The following is a 22,928-nucleotide window of genomic DNA, read 5'->3' as shown; positions in this document are numbered from 1 at the left end:
AAGCCCGTCAGGAGACGGGCTTCAAAATGTGACAGCTCTGAGCGATTACAGCGGCTTGCCGCGGTTGCCATGCTGACTGACAAAGGCCTGTACGGCCTTCAAGTCATTTGGCAATACGGTGCAACGCTCGTCTCGTTCAAACAAATCAGAAAGATGTGCAGGCAGTTCGAGAGCTTTTCCTACACCGGCTTTTTCCACGGCGTCCGGGAACTTGACCGGATGGGCGGTGCCCAGAATCACCATTGGAATGTCCAGGCTGCGGCGGCATTCCCGCGCTGCTTTCACGCCGATGGCAGTGTGCGGATCCAGCACTTCACCGGTCTGTTCATAGACTTCAGCGATGGTTTCGCAGGTTTGAGCGTCATCCACGGCCAGCGAGTCGAACAGCTTGCGGGCTTCGGTCCAGCGCTCTTGCTCGACGCTGAAACCGCCACCTTGCTTGAAGCTGTCCATCAGGCCGGCAATCGCCGCGCCGTTGCGGCCATGCAGGTCGAACAACAGGCGTTCGAAGTTCGACGACACCATGATGTCCATGGACGGCGACAGCGTCGCGTGCAGGGTTTCCTTGACGTACTGGTTGCCGCTCATGAAGCGGTGCAGGATGTCGTTGCGGTTGGTGGCGACGATCAACTGGTTGATCGGCAGGCCCATGTTGCGCGCCAGGTAACCGGCGAAGATGTCGCCGAAGTTGCCGGTCGGCACCGAGAACGACACCGAGCGTGCCGGGCCGCCCAGTTGCAGGGCCGCGTGGAAGTAGTAAACGATCTGGGCCATGATCCGCGCCCAATTGATCGAGTTCACGGCGACCAGACGCGTGCCCTTGAGGAAACCCTGGTCGGCGAAGCTCGCCTTGACCATTTCCTGGCAGTCATCGAAGTTGCCTTCGATGGCGATGTTGTGGATGTTCTCACCGAAAATGGTGGTCATCTGTCGACGCTGCACCTCGGACACACGGTTGTGCGGGTGCAGGATGAAGATGTCGACGTTTTCGCAATGCTTGCAGCCTTCGATGGCGGCCGAACCGGTGTCACCGGAGGTGGCACCGACGATCACCACGCGCTCGCCGCGCTTTTCCAGCACGTAGTCGAGCAGACGGCCGAGCAATTGCAGGGCGAAGTCCTTGAACGCCAGGGTCGGGCCGTGGAACAGCTCCAGCACCCATTCGTTGCCGTTCAACTGACGCAGCGGCGCAACGGCGCTGTGGGCAAACACGCCGTAGGTTTCTTCGAGGATTTTCTTGAAATCAGCGTCTGGAATGCTGCCGGTGACAAACGGGCGCATAACGCGGAAAGCCAGCTCGTGATACGGCAGGCCGGCCCAGGAAGCGATTTCTTCCTGGGTGAAACGTGGCAGGTTTTCCGGGACGTACAGACCGCCGTCGGTGGCAAGACCTGCCAGCAGGACGTCTTCGAAATTCAGGGCCGGTGCCTGGCCGCGGGTACTGATGTAACGCATGACTGACTCCAATGGACAGTGTTCGTAGTGCCGGACCCGCAAGCGAGCCCGGTCAACGATATCGGCTTAGTTCAGGTGCTCGACACGGATCCGAACAACCGGACCGACCACACCCGCCAAGGCTTCCAAAGCAGCGATGGCATCGTTGATGTGCTGTTCCAGCACGCGGTGGGTCAACAGGATCATCGGCACCAGGCCGTCGTGTTCCTCGGCTTCCTTCTGCATGATCGACTCGATGTTGATGCCGCGCTCCGAGAGGATGCTCGCGACCTGAGCCAATACGCCCGGATGGTCCTTGGCCTGAATACGCAGGTAGTAGGCGCTTTCGCAGGCTTCGATCGGCAGGATCGGGTGAGCCGACAGCGAATCCGGCTGGAACGCCAGGTGCGGTACGCGGTTTTCCGGGTCGGAGGTCATGGCGCGGACCACGTCCACCAGGTCGGCGATCACCGACGAAGCGGTCGGCTCCATGCCGGCACCGGCACCGTAGAACAGGGTCGAACCGGCCGCATCGCCGTTGACCATCACTGCGTTCATCACGCCGTTGACGTTGGCGATCAGGCGGTCGGCCGGGATCAGCGTCGGGTGTACGCGCAGTTCGATACCTGCCGCGGTGCTGCGCGCCACGCCCAGGTGCTTGATGCGGTAGCCCAGCGCTTCGGCGTAGTTCACGTCGGCCGTCGTCAGCTTGGTGATGCCTTCGGTATAAGCCTTGTCGAACTGCAGCGGGATGCCGAACGCGATGGACGCCAGGATCGTCAGCTTGTGAGCGGCGTCGATCCCTTCAACGTCGAAGGTCGGGTCGGCTTCGGCGTAACCCAGAGCCTGGGCTTCGGCCAACACGTCTTCGAAGGTGCGACCCTTCTCACGCATTTCCGTCAGGATGAAGTTGCCGGTGCCGTTGATGATCCCGGCCACCCAGTTGATGCGGTTGGCGGACAGACCCTCGCGGATCGCCTTGATCACCGGAATGCCACCGGCCACCGCCGCTTCGAACGCAACGATCACGCCTTTCTCGCGTGCCTTGGCGAAAATTTCATTACCGTGAACAGCAATAAGCGCCTTGTTCGCGGTGACCACATGCTTGCCATTCTCGATGGCCTTGAGTACCAGCTCGCGGGCAACGGTGTAGCCGCCCATCAGCTCTATGACGATGTCGATCTCAGGGTTCGTGGCCACTTCGAAGACATCGTTGGTAATCGCAATACCGGTCGTTTGGAACTGAGGCTTTGGCGTGCGAATGGCAATTTGTGCCACTTCGATCCCACGCCCGGCACGACGAGCAATTTCCTCGGCGTTGCGCTGAAGTACGTTGAAGGTACCGCCACCGACGGTCCCTAACCCACAGATGCCTACTTTGACCGGTTTCACTGTGAACTCCCCATGAAACGGCCGACTCAAGGCCGGCCGTGAAAACAGCCGCATGCTCGCGGCTCTCTATTAATGGCCCGGCGATGTCGCTGCCGGACCATGATCGTCAAGGCTTGCCGTGACGATGCGAATTTACTTCGCGCCCAGCGCCAGTTTGGCGACTTGTGGCGCAGGCTGGTAGCCCGGAATGACCTGACCGTCGGCCAAAACGATGGCCGGTGTGCCGTTCACGCCAATCGACTGGCCGAGAGCGAACTGCTTGGAAACCGGGTTATCGCACTTGGCGGCCTTGATTTCCTTGCCGTCGACCATTTTGTCCATGGCCGCTTTCTTGTCTTTCGAACACCACACCGCTTGCAGCTGCTCGTCACCCGGCGAGCCCAGGCCCTGACGCGGGAACGCCACGTAACGCACTTCGATGCCGCGCTTGTTCAGCTCAGGCACTTCGGCGTGCAGCTTGTGGCAGTACGGGCAGGTGGTGTCGGTGAATACGGTGATGTGCGACTTGGTTTCGCCAATGGCCGGGTACACCACGGTTTCAGCGACCGGAATATCGTTGATCAACTTGGAAATGCCCAGGCGCTCGGTCTTCTCGGTCAGGTTGACCGGTTTGCCGTCCTTGAGATCGAACAGGTAGCCCTGAACCACGTACTGGCCGTCGGCACTGGCGTAAAGAACGCGACTGCCCTTCAGCTTGACTTCGTACAGGCCTGGCAACGGGCTGGCGGTAATGCTTTCCACCGGGACTTCGAGCTGGAGGTTTTCCAGGCTTTTACGAATGGCTTTGTCGGCCGCGTCATCGGCGACGGCAAAGGTGCTGACCAACGCAATGGCTGCGGCGGCGAAAATCTGGGTCAGACGCATGAGAACTCCTGAAGGCGAACATATGGGACGATCAGAACGCCCGTGCCGAAACACCGGGTCATAATCGCCCATCGTGCAAACCGGCCAAGCCTATCACATAAGGTCCCCGGGGCCGAATGCGCCTGATGCACGACATTTCGCTCACGTTGCACGACGCATTTATGTAGCAGCTGGCGAAGCCTGCGTCCGGCTGCGCAGCAGTCGCAAGATCAGGCACTGAGGTACATCAGTTAAACCGAGAACTCAGGGTTTACGACTGCTTCGCAGCCGGACGCAGGCTTCGCCAGCTGCTACACAGTCCCGTGCTAACCGCGCGGGTGGTGTTTGGCGTGCAGGTCCTGCAAGCGTGCGCGTGCCACGTGGGTATAGATCTGGGTGGTCGACAAATCGCTGTGCCCCAGCAGCATCTGCACAACCCGCAGATCCGCGCCGTGGTTGAGCAGGTGCGTGGCGAACGCATGACGCAGGGTATGCGGCGACAGTGACTTGCCGATCCCCGCGACCTTGGCCTGGTGCTTGATCCGGTGCCAGAACGTCTGGCGGGTCATCTGCTCGCCACGCAGGCTGGGAAACAGCACATCGCTGGGACGCCCGCCAAGCAGCTCACCACGCCCATCGCGCACATAGCGCTCGACCCAGACAATTGCTTCCTCGCCCATCGGCACCAGCCGCTCCTTGCTGCCCTTGCCCATCACGCGCAACACGCCTTGACGCAAATTGACTTGTTCAAGGGTGAGGCTGATCAGCTCGGTCACCCGCAAGCCGCAGGCATACAGCACTTCAAGCATGGCCCGGTCGCGCTGACCGATGGCTTCACTCAAGTCCGGCGCCTTTAGCAAGGCTTCAACATCTGCCTCAGACAAGGATTTGGGCAATGGCCTGCCGAGTTGCGGCATATCAACCCGTAACGTTGGATCAACAGCGATCAATTTTTCCCGCAGCAAATAACGATAGAAGCCACGTACACCGGAAAGAAACCGCGCTGTTGAGCGGGGTTTGTAGTTTTGCTCCAGACGCCAGGCCAGGTGATCGAGGATCAGCTCGCGCCCTGCGTTGATCAGTTCCAGGCCTTTTTCCTGCAGCCAGCCGTTAAACAGCGCAAGGTCACTGCGATAAGCATCGCGGGTGTTGTCGGAGAGACCTTTCTCTAGCCACAGGGCGTCGAGGAATTGATCTATCAGGGGATGATCGATGGCGGGCATAAAGACTCAGGCAGCGGAAAGACTGACTGCAAGTCTTTCATAGCCCGCACGCCCGCGAAACCATCGCACGCATAAATCGCAGGCAACAAAAAAGCAGCCCGTAGGCTGCTTCTTTCTGCATCGGAAGCTGGACTTAAGCCAGTTTTTCCTTGATGCGAGCTGCTTTACCCGACAGGTCACGCAGGTAGTACAGCTTGGCTTTACGTACGTCACCGCGACGCTTGACAGCCATGCTGTCGATTTGCGGGGAGTAGGTCTGGAAAGTACGCTCTACGCCAACACCGTTGGAGATTTTACGAACGGTGAATGCACTGTTTACGCCGCGGTTACGCTTGGCGATAACAACACCTTCGAACGCTTGCAGACGCGAACGGTCGCCTTCCTTCACTTTCACCTGAACGACAATGGTGTCGCCCGGGGCAAAGGTAGGGATCTCTTTGGTCATCTGCTCTGCTTCGAGTGCAAGGATGATTTTGTTAGTCATGCTGTGCTCCTAAGGTAAATCGTCTGATCTACCATCGATACGTTGTTAACTATCGTCCCGCTCGCGGATGTATTCCTCGAGCAGCTTCTTCTCTTCTCCAGAAAGCGAGCGGCTTTCCAGAAGATCGGCGCGTCGTTCATAGGTCCGACCAAGGGACTGCTGTAAACGCCAACGCCGGATGTGCGCGTGATTGCCACTTAGCAATACGTCGGGAACACGCTGATCCGCATACACCTCCGGTCGGGTGTAGTGCGGGCAATCCAGCAAACCATCCGTAAAGGAATCTTCCTCGGCGGAGTCCGCATGCCCTAAAGCTCCAGGCAGCAGTCGTGTAACCGCATCGATCAGGACCATCGCCGGCAGCTCGCCGCCAGACAGTACATAGTCGCCAATCGACCACTCTTCATCGACATGAGCATCAATAAAACGCTCGTCAATGCCTTCATAGCGGCCGGCAATCAGGATCAATGCATCCAGATTCGCCAACTCGCGTACCGCCGACTGAGTCAGCTGACGGCCTTGGGGGGACAGGTAAATCACCTTCGCTCCCTCCCCGGCGGCTGCCTTGGCCTGAACCAGAGCATCTTCCAGGGGCTTGATCTTCATCACCATGCCCGGACCACCGCCAAACGGGCGATCGTCCACAGTGTGATGTCGATCCGTCGTGTAGTCTCGCGGATTCCAACAGGTGAGCTGCAAGAGCCCCTGTTTCACCGCACGACTGGTGATGCCGTACTCGCTGATGGCGGCGAACATTTCGGGAAACAGACTGATCACTTCTACGCGCAAGTTAGCCACGCTTAGAAATCCGCGTCCCAGTCCACCTTCATCTCGCCTGCGGCCAGGTCGACAGCCAACACGCATTGCTCGGTATAGGGCAACAGGCGTTCGCGATCATCCAGGCTGCCAGCGCAAGGCTTGACCACCATGACATCGTTCGAGCCGGTCTCCAGCAGGTGATCGATCTTCCCGAACAGTTGTCCGAGGGTGTCGATGACCTTGAGACCTTCCAGCTGGTACCAGTAGTACTCGCCGTCGGTGAGTTCAGGGAACAGGTTGCGCGGCACGCAGATCTCATAACCGGCCAGAAGACGAGCTTCTTCGCGATCATCGAGACCCTTGAGCTTTGCGACCAGGAACTTGTCATTCCCGCGTCCGCTGACCAGCTCTACCTGCTTTACATTACCCTCACGCTTGAGCGTCCAGGTTTTGTAGTCCAGCAGGTTTTTAATCGGATCAGTAAAGGAGTACACCTTCACTTCGCCGCGAACGCCGTGAACAGAATAAATCTTGCCGATAACGATCAAATCATCAGCAATGGCTGGCGTCGCGTTCATATTGCTCAGGCCGCAGCCTTAGCAGATTCCTTCAACAACTGAGCAACGCGCTCAGAAGGTTGTGCACCAACGCTCAGCCAGTAGGCTACGCGCTCTTGGTTCACGGACAGACGAACTTCCTGACCACGAGCAACAGGGTTGAAGTAGCCAACCTGTTCCTTGTGCGAACCGTCGCGCGGGTTGCGGCTGTCGGTTACGGTCAAGTGGTAAAACGGGCGCTTTTTGGAGCCGCCAAGGGCAAGACGGATTGTTAGCATGTGAACATCGTTCCTGTAGTCGGTGCTGCAAATCTAAATGCACAGCGGGCATGGGTGCCCGAAAGGCCGCATATTCTAAGGAATATCCGGACTTTTGCAAATGACTTTTTCCGGCGCCTATCGGCCGCCATGCAGATTTGCTATAGAGCCGTCGTTGAAAACGGCCGGTCAGCTCCCGCCTGATGCGGGTTTGCTGTTGATCCCACTTCCTTGTGGGGCGGCGCAAGAGCCAGCTCTTGCGCGGATTCTTTACATCTTCGGCATGCCGCCGCCGGGCAACATACCGCCCATGCCGCGCATCATTTTGGCCATTCCGCCTTTTGCGGAGAATTTCTTCATCATCTTCTGCATCTGCTTGTGTTGCTTGATCAAGCGGCCGATATCCTGCACCTGAGTGCCGGAACCCATGGCGATCCGGCGTTTGCGCGAACCGCTGATCATCTCAGGGTCACGACGCTCGGCCGGGGTCATGGAGTTGATGATGGCTTCCATCTGCTTGAATTGCTTTTCTGCCGCACCCTGGGCGTTGCCCATCTGCGCCAGATTCACACCACCGATATTCGGCAGCTTATCCATGAGCCCGCCGAGGCCGCCCATGTTCTTCATTTGTTGCAGCTGATCGCGGAAGTCTTCGAGATCGAAGCCCTTGCCCTTCTTCAGCTTTTTAGCAAGCTTGTCGGCCTTGTCCTTGTCGAGCGTCGCTTCCGCCTGCTCGATCAGGCTGAGCACATCGCCCATGCCGAGGATGCGCGAGGCGATACGCTCAGGATGGAACGGATCGAGCGCTTCGCTCTTCTCGCCCATACCGATGAACTTGATCGGCTTGCCGGTGATGGCACGCACCGACAGTGCCGCACCGCCACGGGCGTCGCCGTCGACCTTGGTCAGGATCACACCGGTCAGCGGCAATGCATCGCCAAAGGCCTTGGCCGTGTTGGCGGCGTCCTGGCCGGTCATGGCGTCGACCACGAACAGGGTTTCGACCGGCTTGATCGCGGCATGCAGGGCCTTGATCTCGCCCATCATCTCTTCATCGATGTGCAAGCGACCAGCGGTATCGACGATGACCACGTCGATGAATTTGAGTTTTGCTTCTTTAATAGCCGCGTTGGCGATGTCGACCGGCTTCTGGCTCAGGTCCGACGGGAAGAAGGTCACACCGATGTCGTTGGCCAGGGTTTCCAGCTGCTTGATCGCCGCCGGACGATACACGTCGGCGGACACAACCATGACCGACTTCTTCTTGCGCTCTTTAAGGAAGCGCGCGAGCTTGCCGGCGGTGGTGGTTTTACCAGCGCCCTGCAAACCGGCCATGAGGATGACCGCTGGCGGCACTGCGCTCAGGTTCAGATCTTCGTTGGCCGCGCCCATCAGGCTTTCGAGCTCGGCCTGGACGATCTTCACGAAGGCCTGGCCCGGCGTCAGGCTGCGCGACACCTCGGTGCCGACGGCGCGTTCCTTGACCGAATTGACGAAGTCCTTGACCACCGGCAGGGCGACGTCGGCTTCGAGCAACGCCATGCGCACTTCACGCAGGGTGTCTTTGATGTTGTCTTCAGTCAGTTTGGCCTTGCCGGTGACATGGCGCAGCGTCTGCGAGAGACGGTCGGTTAAGTTTTCAAACATTGCGCGATCCTTTCAGGCCCTGTGTAGACCGGGATAATGGCGGCCCGGACCGGACTAAACGTGTGCTCGGCGAGCCTGCGGCGTGGGCAGGTCGCGGATTATAGCGAAGACTGTGGCTGGCGGACACCTCGCCGTCGGGTTGCGCGGTCTTTCGTGTCGTGGGGGTTCTATGCCAAACTCAGCGACTTTCGGGCTTGCCTAACAGGATTTATGCTCCCCTTGTCACCCAGCTTGCTAACTACCCTCGCCGCCGCCTGCTTGTATGCCGCTGCGACCATTTACCAGGGCACTCGCCTGGCGTCCGGCGCCAAGGTCAACAAACGCCTGCTGGTCATGCTCGGCGTGCTCGCCGTATTGGCCCACAGCGTCAGCCTGCTCACCCACCTGCTGACCCCGACCGGCCTGGCCCTGGACTTCTTCAGTGCCGCCAGCCTGATTGCCGTGGCGGTCATCGCACTGACCCTGCTGGCCTGCTCGCGGATTCCGGTAGAGAACCTGCTGGTCCTGCTGTTCCCGCTTGGGGCCTTGACCGTGATGCTGGCGCATTTTGCCCCCGCCGGCACGGTACAGGTCATCGATGAGGAGCCGGGCATCCTCGCCCACATCCTGCTCTCGATTCTTGCCTACGGTATGTTCACCATCGCGGTGTTCCAGGCCTTGCTGCTGCTGGTTCAAGACCACCAGCTCAAGCACAAGCACCCATCCGGGCTGATCAAGAACTTCCCGCCGCTGCAAACCATGGAAAGCCTGCTGTTCGGTTTCCTCTGGGCCGGCTGGACGCTGTTGTCGCTGTCGCTGATTTCCGGCTGGCTGTTCGTCGAAAACCTGTTCGCCCAGCACCTGGTGCACAAAACCCTGCTGGCCTGCGTGGCCTGGATCGTTTTCAGCGTGCTGCTTTTGGGCCGCAATCGCCTCGGCTGGCGTGGGCACAAAGCCATTCGCTGGACCCTGGTCGGTTTTTGCCTGCTGATGCTGGCGTATTTCGGCAGCAAACTGGTACGTGAATACATCCTGCATATCTGACGGGCGGCATTAATGGACGATTTGCCCATAGGGCCAATGCTCGCGGTAGTGACCCTGCTGATTTTATGGTCGGGCCTGTTTACCGCCATTGAAGCGGCGCACCAGCATTTACTGGCCAAGCGCATTGCTACGCGCTCCAGCGACAAACCGCCGGCCAAATTGAGCTTTCCACTGGTCAGCCTGATCTTTTGCAACACCCTCTGCCGTGCACTCGTGGTGGTCATCGTCACTTTGCTGGCAATTTTCACCTGGGCCGAGAACGGTCCGTGGGTCGCTTGCCTCGGGGCGGGCGCCATACTGCTGGTGTTTTCCGACTACTTGCCTCGCGCGCTCGCCGCCCGCTATCCGGATGCGATCCTGGCCCAAGGCAACAATCTGCTGCGCGTGCCGCTGAAAATCATCTATCCCGCGGCATGGCTGCTCAACAGCTTCAGTCAGTTGCTGATGCGACCGTTCGCCCGTAAAGCCAAAGTGGTGCAACGAAGTGAGGACGAAACACTGACGGATCGGCAGGATACGCCCGAAACAGTAAGCCGCCCTCACCCGCTGCCTGGCATCCACGCACTGGACAACATCACGGTCAATGACATCCTGGTACCGCGCAGTGATGTGGACGGCATCAATCTCGATGACCCCCTCGAAGAAATCATCGAACAATTGCGCCACAACAAACGCACTCGCCTGCCGGTGTTCCACAGTGACATCAACCAGGTCGAAGCCGTCCTCAACACCCGACATATCCTTCACTTGCTGCCCGATGCAAGCCTGACCAGGGAAGCGTTGCTGGCGGCCAGCCACGAGCCGTACTTCGTACCGGAAAGTACCCCGTTGCAGTTGCAACTGCTCAACTTCCACAAGCAGCAGCGGCGCCTGGGCATGGTGGTCGACGAATACGGCGAAGTGCTGGGCATCGTCACGCTGGAAGACATTCTTGAAGAGATCGTCGGCGAGTTCGAAAGCCAGCACAGCCTGGACAATCCGCACATTCATCCGCAAGCCGACGGACGCCTGGTGATCGACGGCGCCGCGTCCATTCGCGAGCTGAACAAGAGCCTCGGCTGGCACCTGCCAAGCGATGGCCCGAAAACCCTGAACGGTTTGGTCACCGAGGCGCTGGAAACCATTCCCGAAAGCGCGGTGTGCCTGAAGATCGGTAGGTATCGCCTGGAAATTCTCGAGACCGAAGACAACCGTGTCACGCGAGTATTGATCTGGCAGACCAGCTCGATGCCTGTGGTTATCTAGGGTCAAGGTAATTTTCTGTGGCGAGGGAGCTTGCTCCCGCTCGGGCGCGCAGCGGCCGCCTCAGGCCTGCTTCGCAGTCCAGCGGGAGCAAGCTCCCTCGCCACATAAAGCCATAGCCCAATCCAGCTACTTGTTCGATCGTTAGCCACCTTCCTATAATCGAACCGCTTACCCAAGCCTCGCCGGCCCCGTGCTTATCCCGCACTTCGCAGCTTCCGGCCCGATCATCAGCAACATCCGCAGCAAACCGACGACTGTTCCTACCTGAAACAGCGACCGTGCCCCCACCCACATCCCTGGGTTCTCGACCATAATAATTCGCTCCACTGGAGCACATGACTGTCAGGGATAACCGCATGACGACCAGCACGACTTACAGCGACTCCACACCTGCGCAACCGACGAACTCCGCCACCCGCGTGGCTACTGCGAGTTTCATCGGTACCGCCATCGAGTTCTACGACTTCTATGTCTATGCCACCGCCGCTGCGCTGGTGATCGGTCCGGTGTTCTTTCCACAGACATCCGGCACCGCACAGATGCTTTCGGCGTTTCTCACGTTCGGCATCGCCTTCCTTGCTCGCCCCTTGGGTTCGGCCCTTTTCGGCCACTTTGGCGACCGTATCGGTCGTAAATCGACCCTGGTCGCCTCGCTACTGCTGATGGGCGTGTGCACCACGCTGATCGGCGTGCTGCCGGGTTATGACAGCATTGGCGCCTGGGCACCGATCCTGCTTTGCGTCCTGCGCTTCGGCCAGGGCCTGGGGTTAGGCGGTGAATGGGGTGGCGCGGCATTGCTGGCCACGGAGAACGCGCCAAAAGGCAAGCGCGCGTGGTTCGGCATGTTCCCGCAGTTGGGCCCATCCATTGGCTTCCTGGCTGCGAACGGCCTGTTCCTGACACTGGCCGTGGTGCTGGACGATGAACAGTTCCGTTCATGGGGCTGGCGTATTCCGTTCCTGCTCAGCGCCGCACTGGTGATAGTCGGCCTGTACGTGCGCCTCAAGCTGCACGAGACCCCGGTATTCGCCAACGCCGTGGCTCGCCACGAGCCCGTGAAGATCCCGCTGGTCGAACTGTTCAGCCAATACTGGGCGCCCGTATTGCTGGGAGCCGGCGCGATGGTCGTGTGCTACGCGCTATTTTATATCTCCACCGTGTTTTCCCTGAGTTACGGCGTGACCACGCTCGGCTACAGCCGCGAAACCTTCCTCGGCCTGTTGTGCTTCGCCGTGCTGTTCATGGCGGCCGCCACCCCGCTGTCGGCCTGGGCCAGCGACCGTTACGGGCGCAAGCCGGTGCTGATCGTCGGCGGCGTGTTGGCGGTCCTGTCCGGCTTCCTCATGGAACCGCTGCTGACCCAAGGCTCGACCTGGGGCGTGGCGTTGTTCCTGTGCATTGAGCTGTTCCTGATGGGTGTGACATTTGCGCCAATGGGTGCGCTGCTGCCGGAACTGTTTCCGACCCGCGTGCGCTACACCGGCGCGTCGGCAGCCTACAACCTGGGCGGTATTGTCGGCGCTTCCGCGGCGCCGTTCTTTGCACAGAAACTGGTGGCGATGGGTGGTTTGAGTTACGTCGGCGGGTATGTGTCCGGGGCGGCGGTACTGAGTTTGATTGCGGTGCTGTGCTTGAAGGAGACGCGGCATAACGATTTGAATCAGGTCGCCTGACAAATTGCTTTCGCGGGCAAGCCCGCTCCCACAGGGTTGGTGTCGATCACAAGATAGCTGTACGACACATGTCCCTGTGGGAGCGGGCTTGCCCGCGAAGGGGCCCTCTCTGACAAAACACCAACCACAATTTTTCCCCCACCCATTGTCACCTCGCTCTACGCGCATCGGCACATCCCCGCTATACTTCCCGGCTTTTCCTGAATAAATGCCAATAGGGTCCCGCCGCGCATGGATAAGACCTACCAGCCGCACGCCATTGAAACTTCCTGGTACAACACCTGGGAGTCAGAGAATTACTTCGCCCCGCAAGGCGCGGGCGAGTCCTACACCATCATGATCCCGCCGCCGAACGTCACCGGCAGCCTGCACATGGGTCACGGTTTCAACAACGCGATCATGGACGCCCTGATCCGTTTCCGCCGCATGCAGGGTCGCAACACCCTGTGGCAGCCGGGCACCGACCACGCCGGTATCGCCACGCAGATGCTGGTAGAGCGTCAGCTCGAAGCCAAGGGCCAGAGCCGCCACGACCTGGGCCGCGAAAAATTCCTCGAAAAAGTCTGGGAATGGAAGGATGAGTCCGGTGGCAACATCAGCCGCCAGATCCGCCGCCTCGGCTCGTCTGTCGACTGGAGCCGCGAGCGCTTCACCATGGACGACGGCCTCTCGGAAGCCGTTAAAGAAGCCTTCGTACGCCTGCACGAAGACGGCCTGATCTACCGCGGCAAGCGCCTGGTGAACTGGGACACCAAGTTGCACACGGCGATTTCCGACCTTGAAGTGGAAAACCACGACGAGAAAGGTTTCCTGTGGAACCTGAAGTACCCGCTGGCCGATGGCGCCAAGACCGCTGAAGGCAACGATTTCCTGATCGTCGCGACCACTCGCCCGGAAACCATGCTCGGCGACTCCGCCGTTGCGGTGAACCCGAACGATGATCGCTACAAAGCCCTGATCGGCAAGTTTGTCGAACTGCCGCTGGTTGGCCGCCGCATCCCGATCATCGCCGACGATTACTGCGACCCTGAATTCGGCACCGGCTGCGTGAAAATCACCCCGGCCCACGATTTCAACGACTACGAAGTCGGCAAGCGCCACAACCTGCCGCTGCTGAACATCTTCGACAAGAACGCCACCGTTCTTCCTGCGTGCCAGGCGTTCAATCTCGACGGCACACTGAACGAAAGCATCGACGGCAAGATCCCGGCCGAATACGCCGGCCTGGACCGCTTCGAAGCGCGCAAGCAGATCGTGGCCGCGTTCGATGCTGCCGGTCTGTTGGTCAGCGTTGACGATCACGCCCTGAAAGTGCCGAAAGGCGACCGCTCCGGCACCGTCATCGAGCCGTGGCTGACCGACCAGTGGTATGTGTCCACCAAGCCTCTGGCCGAGCCTGCGATTGCTGCCGTTGAAGACGGCCGTATCCAGTTCGTGCCGAAACAATACGAAAACATGTACTTCTCGTGGATGCGCGACATCCAGGACTGGTGCATCAGCCGTCAGCTGTGGTGGGGTCACCGCATTCCGGCCTGGTACGACGAGTCGGGCAAGGTCTACGTCGGTCGCGACGAAGCCGAAGTACGTGCCAAGCACAACCTCGGCCCGGACGTTGCGCTGCAACAGGACAACGACGTTCTCGACACCTGGTTCAGCTCGGGCCTGTGGACGTTCTCCACCCTCGGCTGGCCGGAGAAAACCGAATTCCTGAAGAAATTCCACTCCACCGACGTCCTGGTGACTGGCTTCGACATCATTTTCTTCTGGGTTGCCCGGATGATCATGCTCACCATGCACCTGGTGAAAAACGAAGACGGCACGCCTCAGGTCCCGTTCAAGACTGTGTACGTTCACGGCCTGGTGCGTGATGGCCAGGGCCAGAAAATGTCCAAGTCCAAGGGCAACGTCCTGGACCCGCTGGACATCATCGACGGCATCGAACTCGAAGCGCTGGTGCAGAAACGCACCTCCGGCATGATGCAGCCGAAACTGGCGAAGAAGATCGAGAAGCAGACCCGCGACGAGTTCGCCGAAGGCATCGCCAGCTACGGCACCGACGCCCTGCGCTTCACCTTCTGCTCGCTGGCGTCCACCGGCCGCGACATCAAGTTCGACATGGGCCGCGTCGAAGGCTACCGCAACTTCTGCAACAAGATCTGGAACGCCGCACGCTACGTGCTGGACAAGGGCGAAGACTGCGGCCAGAACGGCGAAGCCTATGAGCTGTCCCTGGCTGATCGCTGGATCATTTCGCAGCTGCAACGCACCGAAGCTGAAGTGACCCGCCAGCTTGACCAGTTCCGTTTCGACCTGGCCGCGCAAGCCCTGTACGAGTTCATCTGGAACCAGTATTGCGACTGGTACCTGGAACTGTCCAAACCTGTGCTGTGGGACGAAAACGCACCGGTCGAGCGCCAGCGCGGCACCCGTCGCACCCTGGTTCGCGTGCTGGAAGTCGCCCTGCGCCTGGCGCACCCGTTCATGCCGTTCATCACCGAAGAAATCTGGCAGCGCATCGCGCCGCTGGCCGGCATCGAAGGCAAGACGATCATGCTGCAACCTTGGCCGGTGGCCAACGAAACACGCATCGATCAGGCCGCCGAAGACGACATCGAATGGCTCAAGGGCTTGATGCTTGGCACCCGTAACATCCGTGGCGAAATGAACATCGGCCCGGGCAAACCGCTGCCGCTGTTCCTGAAGAACGTCAGCGCCGAGGATCAGCGTCGCCTGACCGAGAACGAAGCCCTGCTGAAGAAGCTGGCGCGCCTCGAATCGATCACCGTCCTGGCTGCCGGCGAAGAAGCACCGTTGTCCGCCACCGCACTGGTCGGCGAGATGGAAGTGCTGGTGCCGATGGCCGGCCTGATCGACAAAGGTGCGGAACTGGCGCGCCTGGACAAGGAAATCCAGCGCCTGCAAGGTGAAGTGCAACGCGTCGGCGGCAAGCTGTCCAACGCCGGCTTCGTTGACAAGGCCCCGGCTGAAGTCATCGAGAAAGAACGTGCCAAACTGGCCGAGGCCGAACAGGCCCTGGGCAAGCTGGCCGAGCAGCATGCGCGGATTGCCAGCCTGTAACGGCAGATCGCAATGAAAAAGGGGGGCCCAAGTGGCCTCCCTTTTTTATGCCTGCCACTTTCTTACATCCAATGAAGATCCCCCTGTGGGAGCGGGTTTACTCGCGAAGAGGTCATAACATTCGATATAAATATTGACTGAAAGTCCGCATTCGCGAGCAAGCCCGCTCCCACATTTGGTCGGTGTTACCCCACAGATGTGGGACAATGCCCGCCACTTTTAGCCATACCCGAATCGACCACCGCCATGACCGCCCCCCGCACACCGAAACCTGCGCGCAAAAAGCCTGAATCCGCGCCTGCGGCCAAAGCCGCGGCGCCGCGTGAGAAGGCCAGCCTGCACCCGCGCAATCGCCATCAGGGTCACTACGACTTTCCGGCGCTGATCAAAAGCGCCCCGGAACTGAAGAAATTCGTAATCATCAATCCGTACGGCAAGGAAAGCATCGACTTCGCCAGCCCGGAAGCTGTGCGGGTGTTCAACAGGGCGCTGCTCAAGTCGTTCTATGGCATCGCTCACTGGGACATTCCGGCCGACTACCTGTGCCCGCCGGTGCCAGGCCGTGCCGATTACGTGCACTTCCTTGCCGACCTGCTGGCCAGTGGCAATGACGGTGTAATCCCTCGCGGCGCCGCCGTGAAGGTGCTGGACATCGGCATGGGTGCCAACTGCGTGTATCCGCTGATCGGTTACAGCGATTACCGCTGGCAGTTTCTCGGTTCCGATATCGATGCGACCGCCATCGCCGCCGCCAAGGCAATCATTGCGTCAAACGGCCTGAACAAAGCCATTCAGGTGCGCCAGCAGAGCAACCCCAAGCAGATCCTCACAGGCCTGCTGGAGAGTGCCGAGCGCTTTGACCTGACGATGTGCAACCCGCCGTTCCACGCGTCGCTGGACGAGGCCACACGGGGCAGCACGCGCAAATGGCGCGCCCTGGGCAAAGCAGATCCGAAACGCAAGCTGCCTGTACTGAACTTCGGCGGACAAGCGGCGGAGTTGTGGTGTGAGGGCGGGGAGGTGCGTTTCGTCACGCAACTGGTCAGCGAGAGCGTGCAGGTGGCGCAACAAGTGCTGTGGTTCAGCACACTGGTGTCAAAGGCGTCGAACCTGCCGGCAATCCAGGCAGCCCTGAACAAGGCCGGCGCGCTGGACAGTCAGGTGGTGGAAATGGGTCAGGGCCAGAAACAGAGCCGCTTCGTCGCCTGGACGTTCCAGACCAAGGCGCAGCAACACGCCTGGCGTGAGCGTTGGGCGCGCAGCAGCTGAGTCAGTGAACGGCAGGTTATTTGCGCTAAATCGCAGGCACAAAAAAACCGTGCCCGGATCGCTCCGGTGCACGGTTTTTCAACAAGTCTTACTTGTTGACAGCGTCGGTCAGGCCTTTGGCCACAACCAGCTTGATCACTTTCTTGGCAGCGATTTCGATGGCAGCGCCAGTCGAAGGGTTACGGCCAGTACGGGCAGGGCGCTCAGTCACTTTCAGTTTGCCGATACCTGGCAGAGTGATTTCGCCGCCGTTTTCCAGCTGATCGGCAACGATTTGGCCCAGTTGGTCCAGAGCGTTACGCGCGGTGGTTTTCGGCGCGTCGATAGCTTCAGCGATGTCGGCGATCAGTTGGTCTTTAGTAAGAGCCATTTAGTGTTCCTTCCCTATCAAATTCATATGGATTGCAGAGTGCAATGTCAGCCATCGAGCCCGATCTTCTGGATCTGGCACCCTCGGCCAAATAACCTCGGGATCGGGGTTATAGATACCGAAATCAGGGTTTGGTTCGACCTGACAAATGCTGACTGCACGCTTAACGCAGTGACGTCGCGCAAGACCGGGCAAAGCTAGCACACAGACGTGGAAATATCCGCCTCTAGCTACCCATTTGGTCAGCTTTATTGCGCTAAAACAGGAAAAAAACGCATAAGCGCCGTCGGTCGCCCGTCAATTGCCCTTCGCACCGCGCCAAAACCAGTGGTTGCGGTACACTGAGCGCTTTTTCGGGGGAGCACGCCCTCCTCTCCTCATTCAGCCGAGAAGCCCATGCCGATCCGTCATTGCATCGTCCACCTGATCGACAAAAAACCCGACGGCACACCCGCAGTTCTGCATGCCCGCAACGAAGAACTGCCTGAGTCCGCAGCCATCGAGAACATGCTCGCCGACCTCAACGAAAGCTATAACGCCAAACAGGGTAAAGCCTGGGGCCTGTTCCATCCGGAGTCCGGCGCATTCCCGTTCAGCGGCTGGCTGAAGGAGTACCTCGATGGCGGCCAGGATTTCACCGCATTCAGCCGTGTGGCGGTCGAGCATCTGCAGAAACTGATGGAAGAGTCGAACCTGTCGGTCGGCGGCCACGTACTGTTCGCGCACTATCAGCAAGGCATGACCGACTACCTGGCCATCGCCCTGTTGCACCACAGCGAAGGCGTGGCAGTGACCGACGAACTGGACGTGACCCCGTCCCGCCACCTCGACCTTGGCCAGTTGCACCTGGCCGCGCGGATCAATGTTTCCGAGTGGCAGAACAACAAGCAGTCCAAGCAGTACATATCGTTCATCAAAGGCAAGAACGGTAAAAAGGTTTCGGAGTATTTCCGCGACTTCATCGGCTGCCAGGAAGGCGTCGACGGCCCGGGTGAAACCCGCACCCTGCTCAAGGCCTTCAGTGACTTCGTCGAAAGCGAGGACCTGCCGGAAGACGACGCCCGCGAGAAGACCAAGACCCTGGTGGATTATGCCAGCAGCCAGGCCAAGCTCGGCGAGCCGATGGGCCTGGAAGAGTTGTCGGGGCTGATCGACGAAGAACGCCCGAAAGCCTTCTACGATCACATCCGCAACAAGGACTACGGCCTGTCGCCGGAAATCCCGGCGGATAAACGCACCCTGAACCAGTTCCGCCGATTCACTGGCCGCGCCGAAGGCCTGTCGATCAGTTTCGAAGCGCACCTGTTGGGTTCGAAGATCGAGTACGACGAAGAAGCCGGCACGTTGATCATCAAGGGCCTGCCCACCTCGCTCACCGATCAGCTGAAGCGTCGCAACTGATGCTCGGCGGCGTACTGAAAAAATTCCTGCTGATCCTGCTGGTGGTCGTGGTTTATCAGAACTGGGGCAAGATCGAGCGGGTGTTCAATCCATCGCAAGCACTGCCTGAGCAGACGCAGGCCAAGGCCAATGTCGTGCTCTACGCCACCGAATGGTGCGGCTACTGCAAGCTGACCCGGCGCTTTCTCGATCAGAAAGGCATTCCGTACAAGGAATTCGATATCGAGAAGGATACCGTCGCGCGCAAGGACTACGTGGCCCTGGGTGGCGGAGGGATTCCGATCATCGATGTGAACGGAACCCTGATTCGCGGGTATGACCCGGATGCGATACTGGCCGCGTTGAAGTAACTGACCAGGTTCACAAAACCCTTGTGGCGAGGGAGCTTGCTCCCGCTGGACTGTGCAGCAGTCCCTCTGCAGGGGCCGCTTCGCGACCCGACGGGAGCAAGCTCCCTCGCCACAGGTGTATGTCTGCGTCAGATGGCTTCGATCCGGAAACCGAACCGCGGAAAGTGCACATGCACGACACCGCCACGCTCGTCCTTGCGCCGTACAATCAATTCTTCGCTGCCGGCAAACAGCAGCTCTCCCGCGACCGGATCAACGCCATAGTCCGTGGCCGCGATCACCACCTGCTGACCCGCCGTGAACCCGTTGGGATCGACGAACTGCTCATCCGGCAATGCCGCTGGCGTGGACCTGCGCGCCACCTCCAGCGCCTCTTCGGACGTCATCTCACTGGATGCGCCATGGCCGAACCCCAACACCCTTGAATGCCACGCACTGACCGCCGGATAAGCATCGACCAGGGGAGCCGTGACCGGCGTCGCCTTGAGAAACCACAGCGAATGAGCCAAGGCGAAGTCGGCAATCGACGGCTCGCCAAACAGGTAATCGCCTTCTTCGCGCTGCAACTGTTGCTCCAGGCGCAACATGAGGGTTGGCCACTGATGTTTGGCCTGTTCGGTGGACAGTTTTGTCGCGCTACCGCCACTGAACAAACCGGCACGGTCGGCCAGAAACGCCTTGATCGCTTCCGGCGACAAATTGCCAAAGCGCACCGCTATCGATTCCGGCTGGAACACCAGGCTGACCGCATGCTGGAACACCACCGAATCGGCCCAAGCGGCAAACGACGCGGTGGTCATTTCCTGAGCCTCCGGGAAAAACGCCGGCAAGGCTTTTTCCTGTTCCAGTCGCCGGGCAATCAATGCCGTGTCGCAATAAATATCTGCACCGACTTGCAACACCGGCGTCTTGCGATAACCGCCAGTCAGGGCCGTAAGATCGGGTTTTGGCATCACCGGCGAGATCTTCACCGAGCGCCAGGACAACCCTTTGAAACCCAGCAGCAGCCGGGCCTTTTCGGCGAAGGGGGACGTCGGGTAATGATGAAGAATCAACTCGGACATGCTCGGCTCCGCAGCACAGATAAGGAATCCGCAGCTTAGCGCGCAATCGGTTGGCAGCCTACAGATGTGCCTGATGGGAACCGATCAGTCAGATTGATAAGACGCGACCAGACATTCCTTGGCGCTTTTGCGCAGTTTTTTGATCAGCCGTTCCTGGCGCAGCGCTTCGCTTTTGTCGCGACAAAGTTCGGTGTAGACCAGTGCCATGGCCGGGCTGGAAAGAAAGAACCGTGCACCCTTGCCGCTTTGATGCTTGGCGAAGCGGCGCACGGGATCATCGCTGACCCCGCAATACAGCGAACCATTGGCGGCTCGAACCAGGTAGACGAACCAGGGCTTGCTGACGGGAGACTCGCTTGGGGTGGTCACGGCACGATCAAGACTTGAAAGAAAACAAGCCGCGATCTTATCAGCGACTGGCCTGGAATGCCTTCAGCCCCTTCAATGCCTGGGCCCGAACGGCGTTGCGCACCAGTGGCGTCCAGCCCAGCAGCAGACCTTTGAAACCCAACGCCTGACGTGACCAGGTCCACACATCGAAACTGTCGTGATGTTCGCAAATCTTGCCATCGCGAAAGACGAAGCGCGCCTGGATATCGTTGACTACGGTGTTGCCGGTCTGGCTGAACAGATACGTCGCAACCCAATGGGCACCACCGGTGCGCTCGTCGGCGCGAACATGATCGAACGTCAGGGAAAAGTCCTTGGCCCGAGTGGTCAGCATGCGCCACATGTCACCGGCATCGCGACCGCGAAGCTCGCCGAACGCCGGGTCACTGAACACCACATCATCGGTGTAGCAGGCAGCCATGGCTTCGGCATCCAGGCGCTGGAAAGCCTGGTAGAAACGGGTGATCAAGGCGCTATGGGCTTCACTCATTTGCGGGTTCCCCTGGATTTGCATAATGGCTTCGAAAGATTGCCTGCACGATAGTCTGCAAATGCACCGAACACTATCGGCATTCATGACGAAAATAACGCAATGATTACTCCCGTCATTTCAGTACGACATTCCGTTGTCCCGTGCGTAGGAAAAAAGATCAACGTCCGTGGAAATGCCCAACCGGTGCATGGCCATGTTCTTTTGTTTACTGATGGTCGACACGCTGCGTTTGAAGTGACTGGCGATTTCACTCACGGTCATGCCACTGGCGAGCATTCGGACCACTTCATGTTCCTTGGCTGACAGTGGCGATTCGTGCATCTGACTGCGGGTGTTGGCCAGCAGCGTGCGCAGGGACTCGCTGAGGTAGCGACGCCCTTCCTCCACCGCATTGATTGCCAGGGGCAACTCGGTCGACGAGGCGGTTTTGGCGACAATGGCCATCACCCCTTGGGCCAACGCGGCCCTTGTCGTCGCCACGCTGGTAAACATCGTCACCAGAATGATCGGCAAGGCCGGGTAATGGCGCTGGATCGTACTCAACATTTTCAAGCCATCGGCCTGCTGCCCTCCCGGCATGGAGAAGTCAGTGATCAGCAGTTCGCAGGGCGTGCTTGAAAGCAGACTCATCAGGCTGTCGGCACTGTCGGCCTCGCCGACGATCACACATCGCCTGCTGGCGTTGATGAGTATGCGCAGCCCTACACGAACGACGGAATGATCGTCAGCAATAACGACTCTCATTGTGGGACGTCTCCTGTTTGTGTCGCAAAGGCGCGGAAAATAGCGCCGTTGCTCCCCCTTCCACAACGCCCCGAAAAAACCTCTAACGTCGCACCCTCAATGTATTCAATGGGATCACTCTTTGCCTATTTAACAAATAGATGGTTCCTACAGTGCAGTGCGGCTTAAGACTACGCAGAAGGACTACAACCAAAGGGTTCCTCGTTAGAAAGCGTTCCGTAGTCCGCAACACTCTTTCATACACCCCCCCTCCCTTTTCGTATTAGTTGCATTCCTCCCGCTCCGCTTGCTCGCTAAATTGTGGCCTGCCAAGCAGTCCGCCCGTACCTGCACAGAACTGCGCTCACTCTTTGCCTGACTATCGAATACATGAACAAGACACCAATTACCCTGCGCACTGCACGCCTGCTCACGGAGCCCCTGCGTTACCTGTATTCCGAGCCATGCCAACGGTCTTTTATCCGGGAATTTCAATGAGAGACATCAAGACGATATTTTTGAGGCATCTGCGCCGTTTGACCCATACGGGCATCGGTGCGTGCGCTCTGTTATTGACCGCACAGGCCCATGCCGACGGCATGGTGCCCGATACCTCCGTGGTCATCGTCAATGAAGCCAATGGGGAAACCTCTGTATCCGTGACCAATACCGACGCCAGTCTGGCGCTGCTGCACGTCACCATCGAAGACATTCCCGAAGACACCGAGCCATTAGTGTTCGTGACACCACCGCTGGCACGCGTCGAGGCCTCCAGGACGCAGTTGGTACGCTTCATCCTGCAATCGGAAAAGCCCCTGCTCACCCAGCGATTGAAGCGGGTGATTTTTGAAGGAATTCCCCAGGGAAAACCCGCCGTCGAGACCGGGAAAGCCCAAGTGGGTGTGACGGTTCGCCAGAACCTGCCGATCATCCTTCACCCCGCAGGCCTGGCGCCCAACCGTACACCGTGGACCGACCTGAAATGGTCACTGCAGGACGGCCAACTGACCGTACGCAACGAAACGCCTTACGTGGTACGCCTGGCTCAGGAAGTACAACTGCTGCCTTCCGGGAGCGGTGCGGTGTTGCCAAAAACCTACGTACTGCCGGGTGAGCACATCAGCGTGGCAGTGACCGCCAAGGCTGCTGCCCAAGTGCGCATTCATCCCGCCACCGTTTATGGCTTTGCCGTGCCGCCCTATGACGCGCCGATCAAATCCTGAAACCGGTACAACCGAAAACACCCGCCAAGG

Annotated in this window: 22 protein-coding genes; 8 read left to right on the top strand and 14 right to left on the bottom strand. The window is 59.3% G+C overall.

The features are described 5' to 3' along the window. Positions 1-45: 45 nt before the first annotated feature. The 9 genes from thrC to ffh form a co-directional block, all read right to left on the bottom strand. Positions 46-1,455 carry a threonine synthase gene (gene thrC, locus PMI28_RS07130; RefSeq protein WP_007990037.1) on the bottom strand — a complete coding sequence of 470 codons (1,410 nt, stop codon included), beginning with the start codon at positions 1,453-1,455 and terminating at the stop codon, positions 46-48. Between the two features lie 66 nt (positions 1,456-1,521). Beyond that, entirely contained in the window at positions 1,522-2,826 is a 1,305-nt protein-coding gene (locus PMI28_RS07135; RefSeq protein WP_008053502.1) for a homoserine dehydrogenase, read from the bottom strand. A gap of 132 nt (positions 2,827-2,958) precedes the next feature. Next, complete coding sequence (gene dsbC / locus PMI28_RS07140; protein ID WP_007990033.1) at positions 2,959-3,690, bottom strand: bifunctional protein-disulfide isomerase/oxidoreductase DsbC; 732 nt, start codon at positions 3,688-3,690, stop codon at positions 2,959-2,961. A gap of 305 nt (positions 3,691-3,995) precedes the next feature. Further along, entirely contained in the window at positions 3,996-4,892 is an 897-nt protein-coding gene (gene xerD / locus PMI28_RS07145) for a site-specific tyrosine recombinase XerD (protein ID WP_007990030.1), read from the bottom strand. A gap of 133 nt (positions 4,893-5,025) precedes the next feature. Then, positions 5,026-5,376: a 50S ribosomal protein L19 gene (gene rplS, locus PMI28_RS07150; protein ID WP_003175895.1), complete on the bottom strand. Its 351-nt coding sequence runs from the start codon at positions 5,374-5,376 to the stop codon at positions 5,026-5,028. 45 nt (positions 5,377-5,421) lie between these two features. Continuing rightward, positions 5,422-6,174 (bottom strand): tRNA (guanosine(37)-N1)-methyltransferase TrmD, encoded by a 753-nt coding sequence (gene trmD / locus PMI28_RS07155; RefSeq protein ID WP_007990028.1) that lies wholly within the window; start codon positions 6,172-6,174, stop codon positions 5,422-5,424. 2 nt (positions 6,175-6,176) lie between these two features. Continuing rightward, positions 6,177-6,713, bottom strand: a complete 537-nt coding sequence (rimM, locus tag PMI28_RS07160) for a ribosome maturation factor RimM (RefSeq protein ID WP_007990026.1) — start codon at positions 6,711-6,713, stop codon at positions 6,177-6,179. A 5-nt stretch (positions 6,714-6,718) separates the two neighbouring features. Next, on the bottom strand, positions 6,719-6,970 hold the full coding sequence (rpsP, locus tag PMI28_RS07165) for a 30S ribosomal protein S16 (protein WP_007972721.1): 252 nt from the start codon (positions 6,968-6,970) through the stop codon (positions 6,719-6,721). A gap of 249 nt (positions 6,971-7,219) precedes the next feature. Then, complete coding sequence (gene ffh, locus PMI28_RS07170; RefSeq protein ID WP_007990023.1) at positions 7,220-8,596, bottom strand: signal recognition particle protein; 1,377 nt, start codon at positions 8,594-8,596, stop codon at positions 7,220-7,222. Between the two features lie 210 nt (positions 8,597-8,806). Between ffh and PMI28_RS07175 the strand changes: the two genes are divergently transcribed. From PMI28_RS07175 to rlmF, 5 genes are all read left to right on the top strand, one after another. Further along, positions 8,807-9,619 carry a cytochrome C assembly family protein gene (locus PMI28_RS07175; RefSeq protein ID WP_007990021.1) on the top strand — a complete coding sequence of 271 codons (813 nt, stop codon included), beginning with the start codon at positions 8,807-8,809 and terminating at the stop codon, positions 9,617-9,619. 12 nt (positions 9,620-9,631) lie between these two features. Then, the gene (locus PMI28_RS07180; RefSeq protein WP_007990019.1) at positions 9,632-10,864 is read left to right on the top strand and encodes a transporter associated domain-containing protein; all 1,233 of its coding nucleotides are present in this window, start codon (positions 9,632-9,634) and stop codon (positions 10,862-10,864) included. Between the two features lie 356 nt (positions 10,865-11,220). Beyond that, positions 11,221-12,537, top strand: a complete 1,317-nt coding sequence (locus PMI28_RS07185) for an MFS transporter (protein WP_007990016.1) — start codon at positions 11,221-11,223, stop codon at positions 12,535-12,537. Between the two features lie 231 nt (positions 12,538-12,768). After that, entirely contained in the window at positions 12,769-15,615 is a 2,847-nt protein-coding gene (locus tag PMI28_RS07190; RefSeq protein WP_007990013.1) for a valine--tRNA ligase, read from the top strand. Positions 15,616-15,861: 246 nt separating this feature from the next. Next, positions 15,862-16,884, top strand: a complete 1,023-nt coding sequence (gene rlmF / locus PMI28_RS07195) for a 23S rRNA (adenine(1618)-N(6))-methyltransferase RlmF (RefSeq protein WP_007990012.1) — start codon at positions 15,862-15,864, stop codon at positions 16,882-16,884. Positions 16,885-16,972: 88 nt separating this feature from the next. Here rlmF and PMI28_RS07200 read toward each other — a convergent pair whose 3' ends face one another. Then, on the bottom strand, positions 16,973-17,254 hold the full coding sequence (locus PMI28_RS07200; RefSeq protein ID WP_007905514.1) for an HU family DNA-binding protein: 282 nt from the start codon (positions 17,252-17,254) through the stop codon (positions 16,973-16,975). A gap of 396 nt (positions 17,255-17,650) precedes the next feature. On the opposite strand from PMI28_RS07200, the gene yejK reads away from it, so the two are divergent. Both yejK and PMI28_RS07210 read left to right on the top strand, forming a co-directional pair. Further along, on the top strand, positions 17,651-18,655 hold the full coding sequence (gene yejK, locus PMI28_RS07205) for a nucleoid-associated protein YejK (RefSeq protein WP_007990009.1): 1,005 nt from the start codon (positions 17,651-17,653) through the stop codon (positions 18,653-18,655). Beyond that, the gene (locus PMI28_RS07210; RefSeq protein WP_007990007.1) at positions 18,655-19,005 is read left to right on the top strand and encodes a glutaredoxin family protein; all 351 of its coding nucleotides are present in this window, start codon (positions 18,655-18,657) and stop codon (positions 19,003-19,005) included. The genes yejK and PMI28_RS07210 overlap by 1 nt, the downstream gene beginning before the upstream one ends. 128 nt (positions 19,006-19,133) lie before the next feature. Here PMI28_RS07210 and PMI28_RS07215 read toward each other — a convergent pair whose 3' ends face one another. From PMI28_RS07215 to PMI28_RS07230, 4 genes are all read right to left on the bottom strand, one after another. Next, positions 19,134-20,069, bottom strand: coding sequence for a glutathione S-transferase family protein (locus PMI28_RS07215; RefSeq protein ID WP_007990004.1), 936 nt, complete (start codon positions 20,067-20,069; stop codon positions 19,134-19,136). A gap of 84 nt (positions 20,070-20,153) precedes the next feature. Continuing rightward, positions 20,154-20,438: a GIY-YIG nuclease family protein gene (locus PMI28_RS07220; RefSeq protein ID WP_007990002.1), complete on the bottom strand. Its 285-nt coding sequence runs from the start codon at positions 20,436-20,438 to the stop codon at positions 20,154-20,156. A 40-nt stretch (positions 20,439-20,478) separates the two neighbouring features. After that, complete coding sequence (locus PMI28_RS07225) at positions 20,479-20,949, bottom strand: nuclear transport factor 2 family protein (RefSeq protein ID WP_007990001.1); 471 nt, start codon at positions 20,947-20,949, stop codon at positions 20,479-20,481. 120 nt (positions 20,950-21,069) lie between these two features. After that, positions 21,070-21,696: a response regulator gene (locus PMI28_RS07230; RefSeq protein ID WP_007989999.1), complete on the bottom strand. Its 627-nt coding sequence runs from the start codon at positions 21,694-21,696 to the stop codon at positions 21,070-21,072. A gap of 473 nt (positions 21,697-22,169) precedes the next feature. On the opposite strand from PMI28_RS07230, the gene PMI28_RS07235 reads away from it, so the two are divergent. Beyond that, a complete protein-coding gene (locus PMI28_RS07235; protein WP_007989997.1) occupies positions 22,170-22,898 on the top strand; it encodes a fimbria/pilus chaperone family protein in 729 nt (242 codons plus the stop codon). The last annotated feature ends 30 nt before the right edge of the window (positions 22,899-22,928 follow it).

The organism is Pseudomonas sp. GM48 (genome assembly GCF_000282335.1).
Lineage (GTDB): Bacteria > Pseudomonadota > Gammaproteobacteria > Pseudomonadales > Pseudomonadaceae > Aquipseudomonas.
The sequence above is the reverse complement of the archived record's forward strand: the minus strand, read 5'-3'. Positions and strand labels throughout refer to the sequence as shown.